Genomic DNA, 13,900 nt, shown 5'->3' with positions numbered 1-13,900 from the left:
GGTGACGAAGCCGGCAAATTCATCAAAGTCAGGAGGCGGACGGAAGCGTCCGCATATCACCATGGCACGGCAAGAAGCCAACGAGCAGTTTCAGATCACCTCGTTTCTGGATGGCGCCAACGCGGCCTATATCGAGCAGCTCTATGCGCGCTACGAAGAGGATCCGGCGTCGGTCGACGATCAATGGCGCACCTTCTTCAAGGCGCTGGAAGACGATCCTGCCGATGTGAAGAAGGCGGCCAAGGGAGCCTCCTGGCGCAGGAAGAACTGGCCGCTGGCACCTCGCGGCGATCTGGTGTCGGCGCTCGACGGCGACTGGGGCATCGTCGAAAAGGCGATCGAGACGAAGGTGAAGGCCAAGGCCGAAGCCGAGGGCAAGCCTGCCGACAGCACCGACGTGCTGCAGGCGACGCGCGATTCCGTCCGCGCCATCATGATGATCCGCGCCTACCGCATGCGCGGCCACCTGCATGCCAAGCTCGATCCGCTCGGAATCGCCGCCGCCGTCGACGATTATCGCGAGCTGTCGCCTGAGAATTACGGCTTCACATCAGCCGATTACGACCGCAAGATCTTCATCGACAACGTGCTCGGCCTGGAATATGCGACCATCCCCGAGATGATCGAGATCCTCGAGCGCACCTATTGCTCGACACTCGGCGTCGAATTCATGCATATTTCCAACCCGGAAGAGAAAGCCTGGATCCAGGAGCGCATCGAAGGCCCCGACAAGGGCGTGGCCTTCACCGCTGAAGGCAAGAAGGCGATCCTTGCCAAGCTCGTCGAAGCCGAAGGCTATGAACAGTTCCTCGACGTCAAGTTCAAGGGCACCAAGCGCTTCGGCCTCGACGGCGGCGAATCGCTGATCCCGGCTCTGGAGCAGATCCTGAAGCGCGGCGGTCATCTCGGCCTGAAGGAAGCCGTGTTCGGCATGGCCCATCGCGGCCGCCTCAACGTGCTCTCGCAGGTCATGGGCAAGCCGCACCGCGCCATTTTCCACGAATTCAAGGGCGGTTCCTACGCACCCGATGAAGTCGAAGGCTCCGGTGACGTCAAGTATCATCTCGGTGCATCCTCCGACCGCGAATTCGACGGCAACAAGGTACACGTGTCGCTGACGGCAAACCCGTCGCATCTCGAAATCGTCGATCCCGTCGTCATGGGCAAGGCGCGCGCCAAGCAGGACATGAGCGCTACGGTGTGGGAAGGCGACATCATCCCGCTTTCCGAACGCTCCAAGGTTCTGCCGCTGCTGATCCACGGCGATGCGGCCTTCGCCGGCCAGGGCGTCATTGCCGAAATCCTCGGTCTTTCCGGTCTGCGCGGCCACCGTGTTGCCGGCACCATGCACGTCATCATCAACAATCAGATCGGTTTCACGACGAACCCGGCCTTTTCGCGCTCGTCGCCCTATCCGTCCGATGTCGCCAAGATGATCGAAGCGCCGATCCTGCACGTCAACGGTGACGATCCGGAAGCGGTCGTCTACGCAGCCAAGATCGCGACCGAATTCCGCATGAAGTTCCACAAGCCTGTGGTGCTCGACATGTTCTGCTATCGCCGCTACGGCCACAATGAAGGCGACGAACCGTCCTTCACGCAGCCGAAGATGTACAAGGTCATTCGCGGTCACAAGACCGTGCTGCAGCTCTATGCGGCGCGCCTCGTCGCCGAGGGCCTGCTCACCGAAGGCGAAGTCGAGAAGATGAAGGCCGACTGGCGCGCGCATCTCGAGCAGGAGTTCGAGGCCGGCCAGAGCTACAAGCCTAATAAGGCCGACTGGCTGGACGGCGAGTGGTCGGGCCTGCGCACGGCCGACAATGCCGACGAGCAGCGCCGCGGCAAGACCGCGGTGCCGATGAAGACGCTGAAGGAGATCGGCCGCAAGCTCTCGGAAATCCCGGCGGGCTTCAATGCGCACCGCACGATCCAGCGTTTCATGGAAAACCGGGCCAACATGATCGCCACCGGCGAGGGCCTCGACTGGGCGATGGCCGAAGCGCTCGCTTTCGGCGCGCTTTGCCTCGAAGGCCACAAGATCCGCCTGTCCGGTCAGGATTGCGAACGCGGCACCTTCTCGCAACGCCATTCGGTTCTCTATGATCAGGAAACCGAGGAACGCTACATTCCGCTCGCCAATCTTTCGCCGACGCAGGCCCGCTACGAAGTCATCAACTCGATGCTTTCGGAAGAGGCCGTGCTCGGCTTCGAATACGGCTACTCGCTCGCCCGCCCGAATGCGCTGACGCTCTGGGAAGCGCAGTTCGGCGATTTCGCCAACGGCGCGCAGGTGGTCTTCGACCAGTTCATCTCGTCGGGCGAACGCAAGTGGCTGCGCATGTCCGGCCTCGTCTGCCTGCTGCCGCACGGCTATGAAGGCCAGGGCCCGGAGCACTCCTCAGCTCGTCTGGAACGCTTCCTGCAGCTCTGCGCGGAAGACAACATGCAGGTCGCCAACGTCACGACGCCGGCGAACTACTTCCACATCCTGCGCCGGCAGCTGAAGCGCGACTTCCGCAAGCCGCTGATCCTGATGACTCCGAAATCGCTGCTTCGCCACAAGCGGGCAGTTTCGACGCTTGCGGAACTCGCCGGCGAATCGGCTTTCCATCGCCTGCTCTGGGACGATGCCGAAGTGATCAAGGACGGCCCGATCAAGCTGCAGAAGGACAACAAGATCCGCCGTGTCGTCATGTGCTCCGGCAAGGTCTATTACGATCTTCTCGAAGAGCGTGAAAAGCGCGGTATCGACGACATCTATCTGCTGCGCGTCGAACAGCTTTATCCTTTCCCGGCTAAGGCGCTCATCAACGAGCTGTCGCGTTTCCGCAACGCCGAAATGGTATGGTGCCAGGAAGAGCCGAAGAACATGGGCGCATGGTCGTTCATCGACCCCTTCCTCGAATGGGTGCTTGCCCACATCGATGCGAAGTACCAGCGCGTCCGCTATACCGGCCGCCCGGCCGCCGCCTCGCCGGCGACGGGCCTGATGTCGAAGCATCTGTCGCAGCTCGCCGCATTCCTCGAGGATGCATTGGGCGGCTAATCAAAGGGGGGCGCAATGGCTTATTTCTTTTTAAGACTGCTGCCGCCGCGCCCCACTTTCCCGCATGACGGGACCGGGGAGGAAATGGCGGCGATGAAACGCCATCTCGAATATTGGCATCGGCAGGCCCTTGCGGGATCGGCAATTGTCGTCGGTCCCGTGTTCGAGGGTGCAGGCGCCTTCGGCATGGCAGTCGTCGAAGTGGAGGATCAGCCGGCGGCGCAAGCTCTTGCCGACGGCGATCCGATCATCGCTTCCGCTCTCGGGTTCCGTTTCGATATTTTGCCGATGCCCTCGATCATTTTGCGGCCGCCCGCCGTCTGAAACGCATAAACGAAAACACACGAAATCAGGATTTGAACAATGGCCACAGAAATCCGCGTTCCAACTCTCGGTGAATCCGTCAGCGAGGCAACCGTCGGCACCTGGTTCAAGAAGGTCGGCGACGCCATCAAGGCCGACGAGCCGATTCTGGAGCTTGAAACCGACAAGGTGACCATCGAAGTTCCCGCGCCTGTCTCCGGCACGCTGTCGGAAATCGTCGCCGCCGCCGGCGAGACCGTCGGTCTCGGTGCACTGCTCGGCCAGATCGCCGAAGGTGCCGGTGCTGCCGCGTCGGCTGCTGCCGCACCGGCTGCCGTTCCCGCCCAGCCGGCCCCGGCTGCCGCGGCCCAGCCGGCTGCTGCTGCCGCTGCATCCTCGTCGAGCGCTTCCGTCTCCACCATGCCGCCGGCACCGGCGGCTGCGAAGATGCTGGCTGAAAGCAATCTTTCCGCCGATCAGATCGACGGCAGCGGCAAACGTGGCCAGGTGCTGAAGGGCGATGTCATTGCCGCCGTCGCCAAGGGCATTTCCGCTCCGGCGGCCGTACCCGCAGCGGCGCCGGTTGCAGCGCGTGGCCCGTCGACGGTCGAGGATGCCTCGCGCGAAGAGCGCGTGAAGATGACGCGCCTGCGCCAGACGATCGCCAAGCGCCTCAAGGACGCGCAGAACACCGCCGCCATGCTGACCACCTATAACGAGGTGGACATGAAGGCGGTCATGGATCTGCGCAACAAGTACAAGGACATTTTCGAGAAGAAGCACGGCGTCAAGCTCGGCTTCATGGGCTTCTTCACCAAGGCTGTGACGCATGCGCTGAAGGAGCTGCCGGCGGTCAATGCCGAGATCGACGGCGCCGACGTCATCTACAAGAACTACTGCCATGTCGGCATGGCCGTCGGCACCGACAAGGGTCTTGTCGTTCCTGTTATCCGCGACGCCGACCAGATGTCGATCGCCGAAATCGAGAAGGAACTCGGTCGTCTTGCCAAGGCGGCGCGTGACGGCTCGCTTGCTATGGCCGACATGCAGGGCGGCACCTTCACCATCACCAACGGCGGTGTCTACGGTTCGCTGATGTCTTCGCCGATCCTCAACGCGCCGCAGTCCGGCATTCTCGGCATGCACAAGATCCAGGAGCGGCCGGTTGCGATCGGCGGCCAGGTGGTCATCCGTCCGATGATGTATCTGGCGCTGTCTTACGATCACCGCATCGTCGACGGCAAGGAAGCGGTCACTTTCCTCGTGCGAGTCAAGGAAAGTCTCGAAGATCCGGAACGTCTGGTTCTCGATCTCTAAGGGAGCATTTCGATGCGGCACCGGATCATGCGAGCGGCGCGCCTTGTTCTTTGCGCTGCCGCCGCGCATGCCCCGGTCTCCGCGTCGGCTGCCGGCTGGGATGTCGGCAAGGCCAGCAGCAATTTCGAGTTGGTGACGCTTGATGATGCTGAACTCTCCAGCCGGTCGATCGACGTGGTCCATATGGGCGATGTCGAGCTGACGTCGGGGCGCATCGTCGCGGCCGATCCGCTTGCTCAGCCGGATCGTCCGGCGCTGGCAAGAACGGTTGCGCCGGGCGACTATCCGGTGACGCTCTACCGGGCCTTCGGGCGCATCGCGGCGGCGAGCATGCGGTTGGCCGAGGGCAAGCCTGATCACTGGGAACTGGCCGTCGTTCCCGGGCAGGACCCGGCGACGCTGAAGGATGACGAGATCTTCGGCTACCCCGTCGATGCGGGCGTTGGCTGTTACATGGATGCCGATACGCTGGCGCTGATCGACGAGCGGCAAGCTCAGGTGCAGGCGCAGAAGCCGGATGCCGACATCAATTATTACGACGACGTGCTGGCTTCGGAGCTCGATGCCAACAAGAACCACTATGCGCTGCACCGGCCGATTGCCGGCAAGAAGGGCAATGTCGCCGTGTTCTGGAGCGGCTGGGGCGACGGTGTCTATCCTGTCTTCTGGGGCCTTGACAAGGATGGCCGTCCATTGGTGCTGTTGACGGATTTTGGTGTGATCGAGAAGGCCGACGGACGGCGAGAGCCGAAGGTGCAATGAGCGGGACGATCGGGATCACGGCAGGGCGGAGAGGTGCGGCTGCGATTGCAGCTGCCGCGGTTTTCGCCGTTCCAGTTGTTGCGTTCGCCGCAGACTGCAAACAAGAGCACGCCGTTTACGTCGACCGTGACGGCGCCTATGAACTGCGTTTTACACCGCTGAATTCTCCCTCGGCTGCCGCCAGCAACCAGTTCAAGGTCAATGCGCTCGAGACATCCGTCGTCATGGAAGGCTACGTGATGCCGTCGGAAGATCCGGTGCGCGCGATCGGCATCCTGATGTTCAACTGCCCGGAAGGGGACGCAACCGGCGCCGACCTCGATGCCTGCACCGTCTGGCAGGGCGCCGTCTATGGCATGAATGCCAAGGGCGAGATGGACAATCTGCAGCCGGAGGGTGCGGCGGCGGCCGAAAAGCTCGTGCTTCCCGGCCTTGGTCCCGCCATTCGTGAATCGAGCGCCTGGGGCGAGGGCAAGGCTTCGGTGGCGCCCTGGGACGTGCTGACTTTCAAGGAGTGTGCGACATGAGTAATGCACCTGTTGTTCTCGTGACCGGCGGCAGCCGGGGCATTGGCGCCGCGGTCTGCCGGCTCGCCGCGCGCCAGGGCTGGCGCGTCGCGGTGAATTATGCCTCCAGTCGACAGGCGGCGGAGGCTGTCGTTGCGACGATCACTGAGGCCGGCGGCGAGGCCATGGCGATCCAGGGCGATGTCGGCACGGCTGCCGATATCGCAGCCATGTTTGCCGCGGTCGATCGCCATTTCGGCCGGCTCGATGGGCTGGTCAACAATGCCGGCATTGTCGACTACCCGCAGCGGGTCGACGAAATGTCGATGGAGCGGATCGAAAGGATGCTGCGCGTCAATGTGACCGGCTCCATCCTGTGCGCGGGAGAGGCCGTTCGCCGGATGTCGAGCCGTCATAATGGGCGGGGCGGCGCGATCGTCAACGTTTCGTCGATGGCGGCAATCCTCGGCTCGGCGACACAGTATGTCGATTATGCGGCCTCGAAGGCGGCGATCGATACCTTCACCATCGGGCTTGCGCGTGAGGTCGCGGCGGAGGGTATTCGTGTGAATGCCGTCAGACCCGGTATCATCGAAACCGATCTGCATGCTTCCGGCGGACTGCCGGACCGGGCGCGCGAAATGGCGCCGTCGGTGCCGATGCAGCGTCCGGGCACCGCCGAGGAGGTGGCGGACGCTATCCTCTATCTTCTTTCTCCTTCCGCCTCCTATGTCACGGGCGCGATCCTCAATGTGAGCGGCGGCCGCTAGAGGGACGGGGCAAAAAGCAGCATGCAGTATATTCTCGAATTCCTCGGCCTGATGGCCGTCTTCTCGATCTTCCTCGTCGTATCGGGCGCCGATTTCGCCGCCATCATGACCGGCCTCGGCATGGGGTTTGCCGGCGTCTCCAAATTCTTCACAGTCAAGACGATCCGTGACCGCTTCATTGCCAGTGGCAAATGGTTCAACCGCATCACCGGAGCGGCACTCGTCGCCTTCGGCTTCCGCCTGGCGCTATCGCGCGCAGCCGATTAAACGAAAAATTCAAAGGGAAAGAAGCAATGTCTTATGATGTGATCATTATCGGAACCGGCCCGGGTGGCTATGTCTGCGCCGTCAAGGCAGCTCAGCTCGGCCTCAAGGTCGCCGTCGTCGAAAAGCGCGCCACTTATGGCGGCACCTGCCTGAACGTCGGCTGCATTCCGTCGAAGGCGCTGCTGCATGCTTCCGAAATGTTCCATCAGGCCGGCCACGGACTAAGCGCGCTCGGCATCGACGTGTCGGCGCCGACGCTCAACCTCGGCAATATGATGGCACACAAGGATGCGACGGTGAAGGCGAACGTCGACGGCGTCGCCTTCCTCTTCAAGAAGAACAAGATCGACGCTTTCCAGGGTACCGGCAAGATCGTTTCGGCCGGCAAGGTTTCCGTCATCGCCGAGGACGGCCAGGTGCAGGAGATCGAGGGCAGGAACATCGTCATCGCCACCGGCTCCGATGTCGCCGGAATTCCCGGCGTGCAGGTTGAGATCGATGAAAAGACCATCATCTCGTCCACGGGCGGAATCGCACTGGAAAAGGTGCCGGAAACGCTGATCGTCGTCGGTGGCGGCGTTATCGGGCTCGAACTCGGCTCGGTCTGGTCGCGTCTCGGCGCCAAGGTGACCGTCGTCGAATATCTCGACACCATCCTCGGCGGCATGGACGGCGAGGTCTCCAAGCAGTTCCAGCGCATGCTCGCCAAGCAGGGCATCGATTTCCATCTCGGCGCCAAGGTCACCGGCGTCGAGAAGGACGGCAAGGGTGCCAAGGTCACCTTCGAGCCGGTCAAAGGCGGTGACGCGGTGACGCTCGACGCCGAAGTCGTGCTGATCGCCACCGGCCGCAAGCCCTACACCGCAGGCCTCGGCCTGGAAGAGGCCGGTGTTGCGCTCGACAATCGCGGCCGTGTCGAGATCGATGGGCACTTCAAGACCAATGTCGCCGGCATCTATGCGATCGGCGATGTTGTCAAGGGTCCGATGCTGGCGCACAAGGCGGAAGACGAGGGTGTGGCGCTGGCCGAAATTCTCGCCGGGCAGCATGGTCACGTCAATTACGAGGTCATTCCGAGCGTCGTCTACACGCAGCCCGAGATCGCCTCGGTCGGTAAGACCGAGGAAGAGCTGAAGGCAGCGGGTATCGCCTACAAGGTCGGCAAGTTCCCGTTCACGGCCAACGGCCGCGCCCGCGCGATGCTGGCGACCGACGGTTTCGTCAAGATCCTCGCCGACAAGGACACCGACCGCGTGCTCGGCGGCCATATCGTCGGCTTCGGCGCCGGCGAGATGATCCACGAGATTGCCGTGCTGATGGAGTTCGGCGGTTCGTCGGAAGATCTCGGCCGCAGCTGCCACGCGCACCCGACGATGTCGGAAGCGGTCAAGGAAGCTGCGCTCGCGACCTTCTTCAAGCCGATCCACATGTAATCTTACATCTTCGTAATGAAGCGTTCAGCCGCTTGTCGCGAGGCAAGCGGCTGTTTTAATTTTGGCGCATCGCAGAAATCCGCATGTAACGAAGGTTAGAAAATGCAAAAGCCGTCCGACAAGGGTTACAGCCTTACCCAGCGCTTGCTTCATTGGACGGTGGCGCTTTTGATCTTCTTCAACCTGCTGTTTCCTGACGGCATGAACATCTGGCATCGGCTCATGCGCAGAGGCGAGGTGCCGACGCCGGAGCAGATTGCGTCGGCCAACATCCATGCCTATGTCGGCATCGGCATCCTGCTGCTCGCTGCCGTCAGGCTCGGACTGCGCTTCGTCAACGGCGTGCCGGCCGAGGAGGCGGCGGAGCCTGCGATCTTCCGTCTTGCGGCGAAGCTTGCGCATGCCGGTCTCTACATCCTAATCTTCGCCATGCCGCTTACGGGCATCGGCGCCTATTATTTTGGCGTCAATCCCGCGGGGTCGTTGCACGCGGATATCCTGAAGATCATTCTCGGGGCGCTGATTGCGGCCCATGTCGCGGGCGCGCTCGCCCATCAGTTCTATTGGAAAAGAAATGTGCTGCGCCGCATGACGCTCGGCTGAGCGCCATCTGATGTATAAAAACTGAGGTTGTCAGTCTCGAGGAGCTGCCATTGCGGCTGATTATTCCGGGGGCATGCTTCAGTTTACGGCCGTCACCGTAAAACCCTGCTTGCGCAGCAGTTCGATGACGCCGCCCTGGCCGGGCAGGTGCAGGGCGCCGACAGCCATGAAAACATTGCCGCCGTCGAGAATGGGAGTGGCGCGCTCGGCCATCACCTTGTTGCGATCGAGGATGACGCGCTGTTCGAAGGCGGCGTAGTCGCCGGCCTGGTCTTCATTCGTCGGCGTCACGGTCTTCAGAATCGGCATGGTCATGCCGATATCACCTGAGAGGTAGAGATCGGTCATCGTTTCGACGACGTCGCTCATCTTGTCGCCGAGTTCCAGCGTCTCGATCAGCGACTTCATATGGAATTCGACCGGCAGGTCGGCCATGGCCTGGATCTGTTCGGCAAGGGTCTCCAATCCCTTGACCTGCTTGCCTTCGGCGACGGCGTCGGTGGCGATCTTCTGGTCAAGGAACTGCACGCCCTTGGCCTTGCGGGCGAGCTCGCAGGCCGGAAGCGCGACGGCGCTCGAGATCATCCATGGCCGCATACGGGAGACGGCGCTGAGCGGGATGCCGCGCTGCTTGAGGCCGGCCTCCAGCCGTTTGTAATCTTCGGCAGACAGCAGCTTGTCGATCGTCGTGCCGTCGGTGAACATTGTCAGTTCCGGCCGTGCGAGCAGGGCGGCCGTCGCCTTGCGCTCATCGAGGATCTCGTCGGATTCGATGATGATCGTATTGGCTGCGTCGTGGGCGGCCTGGGCGCGCGGCGGCAGGGCAAGCACACGGGGATCGGTCACATGCATGCTGCCGAACAGCCATGAAGGGGCAAGTCCAGGCTTCTCGATCTTCCAGAAGATGCCCTTGCCGTTCGGCGTTGCCTCGGCTTCCTTGACCGCCTCGGCGTATCGCGCGGGGTCGCTCTGCTGTAAGTCGACCATCAAATTACGGCCGGTGCAGGCTGCGTCTTCGGCCGCCGCCGGCCTTGCGGCGAGGAGGGCGACAAACAGAGCCGCAACAAGCAGCATGTGGAAGGCTGCAATCAGCCAGAGCAGCAGATTGCCGGGTGCTGCGAGGAAAAAAGCCCGGCGGCTGATTGAAGTCGTCATCCTGGTATTCCCCACATGCCCTATCGCTTCTGCTCTACGCTCGGCTTGCGCATAATCCTTTAAGAGAATGCGTTAACGAAAACTTAGCGCATCGCTTCAGGCGGATTCATGGGCGCTGAGCTTGTCGACAATAGGAGATGCCGTCGTCACAAGTGCTGCGCATTTTTGGACGAGATGCATCAAGCGCGCGGATGGGCTCGATCATACACCTCAAGCAGCCGCGATGCATCGACGCCGGTATAAACCTGCGTTGTCGAAAGGCTGGCGTGGCCGAGCAGTTCCTGGATGGTGCGCAGATCGCCACCGCCGGCAAGCAGATGGGTGGCGAAGGAGTGGCGGAGTGCATGCGGCGTCGCCGTCTCCGGCAGGCCGAAGGCGCCGCGCAGCTTCTGCATGGCCCGCTGGATGATCGCCGCCTGCAGCTTGCCGCCGCGGGCGCCGCGAAACAGCGGCTCACCGCTTTCGAGATCATATGGGCAGAGCGCGCGATATTTCTCGACCTTGTCGAAAACCACGGGCAAAAGCGGCACCAGCCGTGTCTTGTTGCCTTTGCCGGTGATGCGCAGCGTCGTCGCGCCCTTCGGCAGGTCGGCGGGAACGAGACCCAGGGCTTCGGAAATGCGCAGGCCACAGCCATAGAGCAGGGTCATAACAGCCGCATCGCGCGCGGCAATCCAGGGTTCGTCATGCAACTGGGCTCCATCGCTGACGATGGTGATCGCCTGCGTGTCCGACAGCGGTTTGGGCAGCGACTTCGGCTGTTTCGGCGAACGGATCGCGCCGGCGCCGGCGGCATTGACCAGGCCCTTCTTTTCCAGGTGACGCAACAGCGAACGAAGGCCGGCGAGATTGCGGCCGAGCGAACGGGCGCCGGAGCCTTGCCTGCGCCGAGCAGCCAGGAAGGCGCGGAAATCGGCGGGGCGCAATTCCCTGATATCGCCGAGCGTTGCCGGGCCAGCGAGATGACCGGTCAGGAAGGTCAGAAACTGGCGGGTGTCGCGCTCATAAGCATCGAGCGTATGCTCGGAAAGACGGCGTTCACGAGCGAGGTTTTCGAGCCACGCAGCGCGTTCCGCCATCAGGCGCGGGTCGGCGATTACAAGCAGTTCATTCACGTTGCTGGCCTTGAATTTGCCTTCAAGTCCGCCAATTTGAAGCAGGAACAGTTATGGAATTGCTAATGCCGGCCAAGCCTTTGTCATCCTTCGATCATATTGTACTGCGATAGCTTACAGCCCATAGACAGGATCTTTCATGGCACGGCGCGATTCCATGACGGCTTTCGGACAACTCGCGGAAGCGATCGCTCTCGTTTCACAGGGAAAGCCCGGTCACATCGTCGACACGCTGATTGCCGAACGCGGCCAGAGGATCGTGAAACATCCGCTCTGGCCGGTCATGCGACCGTTCCTCTACACGCTTCTGCGCTACAACAAGGCAATCGAATTCGCCAATGCGGTTGCCAAGATGCCGGGGTTCCAGTCGTTCGAATATCTGAGCGACGTGCTGAAGCTCGACATCGGCGTCGCCAACGGCGAACGCATTCCTGATAGCGGCGGCTTCATCCTCGTCAGCAATCACCCCACGGGCATTGCCGACGGGGTTGCCGTATTCGACCTCCTGAAAACGCGTCGGCCTGATATGATGTTCTTTGCCAATCGCGATGCGATCCGCGTCAACCCGCGTTTCGCCGAGATGGTCATCCCCGTCGAATGGCGCGAGGAGCACAAGAGCAAACTCAAGGCGCGCGAGACGCTGCAATTGACGAACCACGCTGTGCGGGAAGGCAAGGCGACGGTGCTCTTTCCATCGGGCCGCATCGCCTATTGGGCCAATGGCCGGCTCAACGAACGCCCATGGAAAACGTCGGCGGTCGGGCTGGCGCGCAAATACAATCTGCCGATCCTCCCCGTCCACATGACGGCGCGCAATTCCGGCCTTTTTTATTGGCTGGCGAAGTGGTCGACGGAGCTTCGCGACATGACGGTTTTCCACGAACTCTTGAACAAGCGCGGCGACCGCTTCGATTTCGTGATCGGCAATCTCATTCCCGCCGAACAACTCGACGGCGATGTCAACGAGGTGACGAAGGCGCTGGAGAAACATACGGTCCACGACATGGCCCGCGATGGGGACGCGACATTCGTGCCGGTCGGCGGGCCGGCTGCGTCGATGCCGCGCGAGATGTCGGTTCTGGCCGTCTAGAACCATGACGATCGATATTCGCATCTTCCATGATGGGTTGCCGGAGGCGATGGCGGGACTTGCGCACGAAGCCCGACAGGAAGGCCATCTCCATATCGGCCGGCTTATCGATGAGTGGGCAGCTGGCGACATCCGCTTCGCGCGTGACGGCGAAAGGCTGCTCGGCGCCTTTGCGGACGAAGAACTGGTTGGTGTCGGTGGCATAACCATCGAACCCGTTCTGCCGGAAACGCTGCGGATGCGGCGTTTCTACGTTCGCCCCGCGATGCGCAGTCGCGGCGTCGGGCGGATGCTTGCGCTCACCCTTCTGGATCACGCGCGGCGCTTCTGCCGTTGTGTCACCGTGCATGCGGGAAACGACGGTGCTGCGAAATTTTGGGAGTCGCTTGAATTTCGTCCCCGTGACCAGGATGCCTATACCCATGTTCTCGACCTGCGCGCTTGAGGCGAGATCGCGCACTATCGTACACCGATTTCCTCGAGGCGGACGGCTTGGCGGGCCAAAAGCCGTTCGAAATCGGCAATGTCGAGCGCTGAAAGTCTAGGCCCCGGCTTGCGCAAGGCGGGGGACTTGATGACGCCGCGCTTGGCAAGCACGTATTTGCGGCAGGCAAGACCGATGCCCTGCTGCTGTTCATAGCGGGCGAGCGGCAGATAGGCATCGAAGATTTCGTGGGCGCGCTCGGGATTGCCGGCGCTATAGGCCTCGACGACGCCGACCATCATCTCGGGATAACAGAAGCCGGTCATGGCGCCGTCGGCGCCGCGGCCCATCTCCTCCGGCAGGAAAAGCCCGCCATTGCCGCAGAGGATGGAGATTCGCCGCATGCCGCCCTTGTCGCTGGCTGCGCGAAGCGCGGTGATTTTCGACAGGCCCGGCCAATCCTCGTGTTTTAGCATGACGCAATTCGCCACCTCTCTGACGATGCGCTCGATGACCGCGGGTGCGATCGTCACATTGGTGGTAAGCGGGTAGTCCTGCAGCACGAAAGGCGTATCACCCAGGGCCTCACCAACCGACTGGTAGAAGGCGAAGACCTGATCGTCGGTCCTGATGGTCCAGGGCGGCGCAACCATGACGCCGGCGGCACCTTCGCCCATGACGGCCTCGGCGAGCTCGCGCATCGGAGCAAGTCCGGGCGCCGACACGCCGACGACCACCGGCAGGCGCCCGTCGAGGCGCTTCAGCACACGCTCGACCACGATCCGCGATTCCGCGGCGGTCAGCTTCGGGGCCTCGCCGAGCTGGCCGAGCACCGTCAGGCCGGTGACGCCGGCGCCTTCATAGAAATCGACCATGCTGTCGATGCTTTCAAGATCGAGCGCGCCGTCGTCGGCGAAGGGAGTTGCCGCGATAACGTAGACGCCTTTGGCATCCGCGGTCAGCCTGGCCATTCATGCTCTCCGATTCAGCTGTCGAACAAATCCTCCGGTAGTGTAGGCGGCCAATTGCTTGACCCGCAACCTTTTCGTCAATGCGCGATCCATCCTGGCGGTCTTCGCTATCCACATTCTCGCCAAACGAGCCATCTC

General features: G+C 62.2%; 14 protein-coding genes. 11 read left to right on the top strand and 3 right to left on the bottom strand.

Features of this window, described 5'->3' with window-relative positions; all coding sequences use genetic code 11:
- Window positions 1-61 precede the first annotated feature (61 nt).
- From B5E41_RS02800 to B5E41_RS02760, 9 genes are all read left to right on the top strand, one after another.
- Entirely contained in the window at window positions 62-3,046 is a 2,985-nt protein-coding gene (locus tag B5E41_RS02800; RefSeq protein ID WP_088391341.1) for a 2-oxoglutarate dehydrogenase E1 component, read from the top strand.
- A 15-nt stretch (window positions 3,047-3,061) separates the two neighbouring features.
- On the top strand, window positions 3,062-3,370 hold the full coding sequence (locus B5E41_RS02795; RefSeq protein ID WP_088390902.1) for a YciI family protein: 309 nt from the start codon (window positions 3,062-3,064) through the stop codon (window positions 3,368-3,370).
- A gap of 39 nt (window positions 3,371-3,409) precedes the next feature.
- The gene (gene odhB / locus B5E41_RS02790; protein ID WP_064811503.1) at window positions 3,410-4,666 is read left to right on the top strand and encodes a 2-oxoglutarate dehydrogenase complex dihydrolipoyllysine-residue succinyltransferase; all 1,257 of its coding nucleotides are present in this window, start codon (window positions 3,410-3,412) and stop codon (window positions 4,664-4,666) included.
- Between the two features lie 12 nt (window positions 4,667-4,678).
- Entirely contained in the window at window positions 4,679-5,428 is a 750-nt protein-coding gene (locus B5E41_RS02785) for a DUF4241 domain-containing protein (protein ID WP_088390900.1), read from the top strand.
- On the top strand, window positions 5,425-5,955 hold the full coding sequence (locus B5E41_RS02780) for a hypothetical protein (protein WP_088390898.1): 531 nt from the start codon (window positions 5,425-5,427) through the stop codon (window positions 5,953-5,955). Before B5E41_RS02785 ends, B5E41_RS02780 begins: the two co-directional genes overlap by 4 nt.
- Window positions 5,952-6,704 (top strand): SDR family oxidoreductase, encoded by a 753-nt coding sequence (locus B5E41_RS02775; RefSeq protein WP_088390896.1) that lies wholly within the window; start codon window positions 5,952-5,954, stop codon window positions 6,702-6,704. The genes B5E41_RS02780 and B5E41_RS02775 overlap by 4 nt, the downstream gene beginning before the upstream one ends.
- Window positions 6,705-6,725: 21 nt before the next feature.
- Window positions 6,726-6,971 carry a hypothetical protein gene (locus B5E41_RS02770; protein ID WP_088390894.1) on the top strand — a complete coding sequence of 82 codons (246 nt, stop codon included), beginning with the start codon at window positions 6,726-6,728 and terminating at the stop codon, window positions 6,969-6,971.
- Window positions 6,972-6,997: 26 nt separating this feature from the next.
- Window positions 6,998-8,404, top strand: coding sequence for a dihydrolipoyl dehydrogenase (gene lpdA / locus B5E41_RS02765; protein WP_088390892.1), 1,407 nt, complete (start codon window positions 6,998-7,000; stop codon window positions 8,402-8,404).
- A gap of 102 nt (window positions 8,405-8,506) precedes the next feature.
- A complete protein-coding gene (locus B5E41_RS02760) occupies window positions 8,507-9,007 on the top strand; it encodes a cytochrome b (protein WP_088390890.1) in 501 nt (166 codons plus the stop codon).
- Window positions 9,008-9,085: 78 nt separating this feature from the next.
- On the opposite strand, the gene B5E41_RS02755 is transcribed toward B5E41_RS02760, so the two are convergent.
- Both B5E41_RS02755 and B5E41_RS02750 read right to left on the bottom strand, forming a co-directional pair.
- Entirely contained in the window at window positions 9,086-10,162 is a 1,077-nt protein-coding gene (locus B5E41_RS02755) for a TraB/GumN family protein (RefSeq protein WP_088390888.1), read from the bottom strand.
- 179 nt (window positions 10,163-10,341) lie between these two features.
- On the bottom strand, window positions 10,342-11,277 hold the full coding sequence (locus B5E41_RS02750; protein ID WP_088390886.1) for a tyrosine recombinase XerC: 936 nt from the start codon (window positions 11,275-11,277) through the stop codon (window positions 10,342-10,344).
- Between the two features lie 139 nt (window positions 11,278-11,416).
- Here B5E41_RS02750 and B5E41_RS02745 point away from each other — a divergent pair, with 139 nt between their 5' ends.
- Both B5E41_RS02745 and B5E41_RS02740 read left to right on the top strand, forming a co-directional pair.
- Complete coding sequence (locus B5E41_RS02745; RefSeq protein ID WP_088390884.1) at window positions 11,417-12,367, top strand: GNAT family N-acetyltransferase; 951 nt, start codon at window positions 11,417-11,419, stop codon at window positions 12,365-12,367.
- Window positions 12,368-12,371: 4 nt separating this feature from the next.
- Entirely contained in the window at window positions 12,372-12,812 is a 441-nt protein-coding gene (locus tag B5E41_RS02740; protein WP_088390882.1) for a GNAT family N-acetyltransferase, read from the top strand.
- A gap of 14 nt (window positions 12,813-12,826) precedes the next feature.
- Here the strand turns inward: B5E41_RS02740 and B5E41_RS02735 are convergent, their stop codons facing one another.
- On the bottom strand, window positions 12,827-13,762 hold the full coding sequence (locus B5E41_RS02735; protein ID WP_088390880.1) for a dihydrodipicolinate synthase family protein: 936 nt from the start codon (window positions 13,760-13,762) through the stop codon (window positions 12,827-12,829).
- Window positions 13,763-13,900: the final 138 nt, after the last annotated feature.

The sequence above is a fragment of the Rhizobium esperanzae genome (assembly GCF_002204185.1).
Classification (GTDB): Bacteria; Pseudomonadota; Alphaproteobacteria; order Rhizobiales; family Rhizobiaceae; genus Rhizobium; species Rhizobium esperanzae.
The sequence above is the reverse complement of the archived record's forward strand: the minus strand, read 5'-3'. Positions and strand labels throughout refer to the sequence as shown.

Coding starts and splice junctions, on each gene's coding strand:
- B5E41_RS02800 (WP_088391341.1), top strand. CDS start 62: ATGGCACGGCAAGAAGCCAACGAGCAGTTTCAGATCACCTCGTTTCTG.
- B5E41_RS02760 (WP_088390890.1), top strand. CDS start 8,507: ATGCAAAAGCCGTCCGACAAGGGTTACAGCCTTACCCAGCGCTTGCTT.
- B5E41_RS02770 (WP_088390894.1), top strand. CDS start 6,726: ATGCAGTATATTCTCGAATTCCTCGGCCTGATGGCCGTCTTCTCGATC.
- odhB (WP_064811503.1), top strand. CDS start 3,410: ATGGCCACAGAAATCCGCGTTCCAACTCTCGGTGAATCCGTCAGCGAG.
- B5E41_RS02755 (WP_088390888.1), bottom strand. CDS start 10,162: ATGACGACTTCAATCAGCCGCCGGGCTTTTTTCCTCGCAGCACCCGGC.
- B5E41_RS02735 (WP_088390880.1), bottom strand. CDS start 13,762: ATGGCCAGGCTGACCGCGGATGCCAAAGGCGTCTACGTTATCGCGGCA.
- B5E41_RS02780 (WP_088390898.1), top strand. CDS start 5,425: ATGAGCGGGACGATCGGGATCACGGCAGGGCGGAGAGGTGCGGCTGCG.
- B5E41_RS02775 (WP_088390896.1), top strand. CDS start 5,952: ATGAGTAATGCACCTGTTGTTCTCGTGACCGGCGGCAGCCGGGGCATT.
- B5E41_RS02740 (WP_088390882.1), top strand. CDS start 12,372: ATGACGATCGATATTCGCATCTTCCATGATGGGTTGCCGGAGGCGATG.
- B5E41_RS02785 (WP_088390900.1), top strand. CDS start 4,679: ATGCGGCACCGGATCATGCGAGCGGCGCGCCTTGTTCTTTGCGCTGCC.
- lpdA (WP_088390892.1), top strand. CDS start 6,998: ATGTCTTATGATGTGATCATTATCGGAACCGGCCCGGGTGGCTATGTC.
- B5E41_RS02795 (WP_088390902.1), top strand. CDS start 3,062: ATGGCTTATTTCTTTTTAAGACTGCTGCCGCCGCGCCCCACTTTCCCG.
- B5E41_RS02745 (WP_088390884.1), top strand. CDS start 11,417: ATGGCACGGCGCGATTCCATGACGGCTTTCGGACAACTCGCGGAAGCG.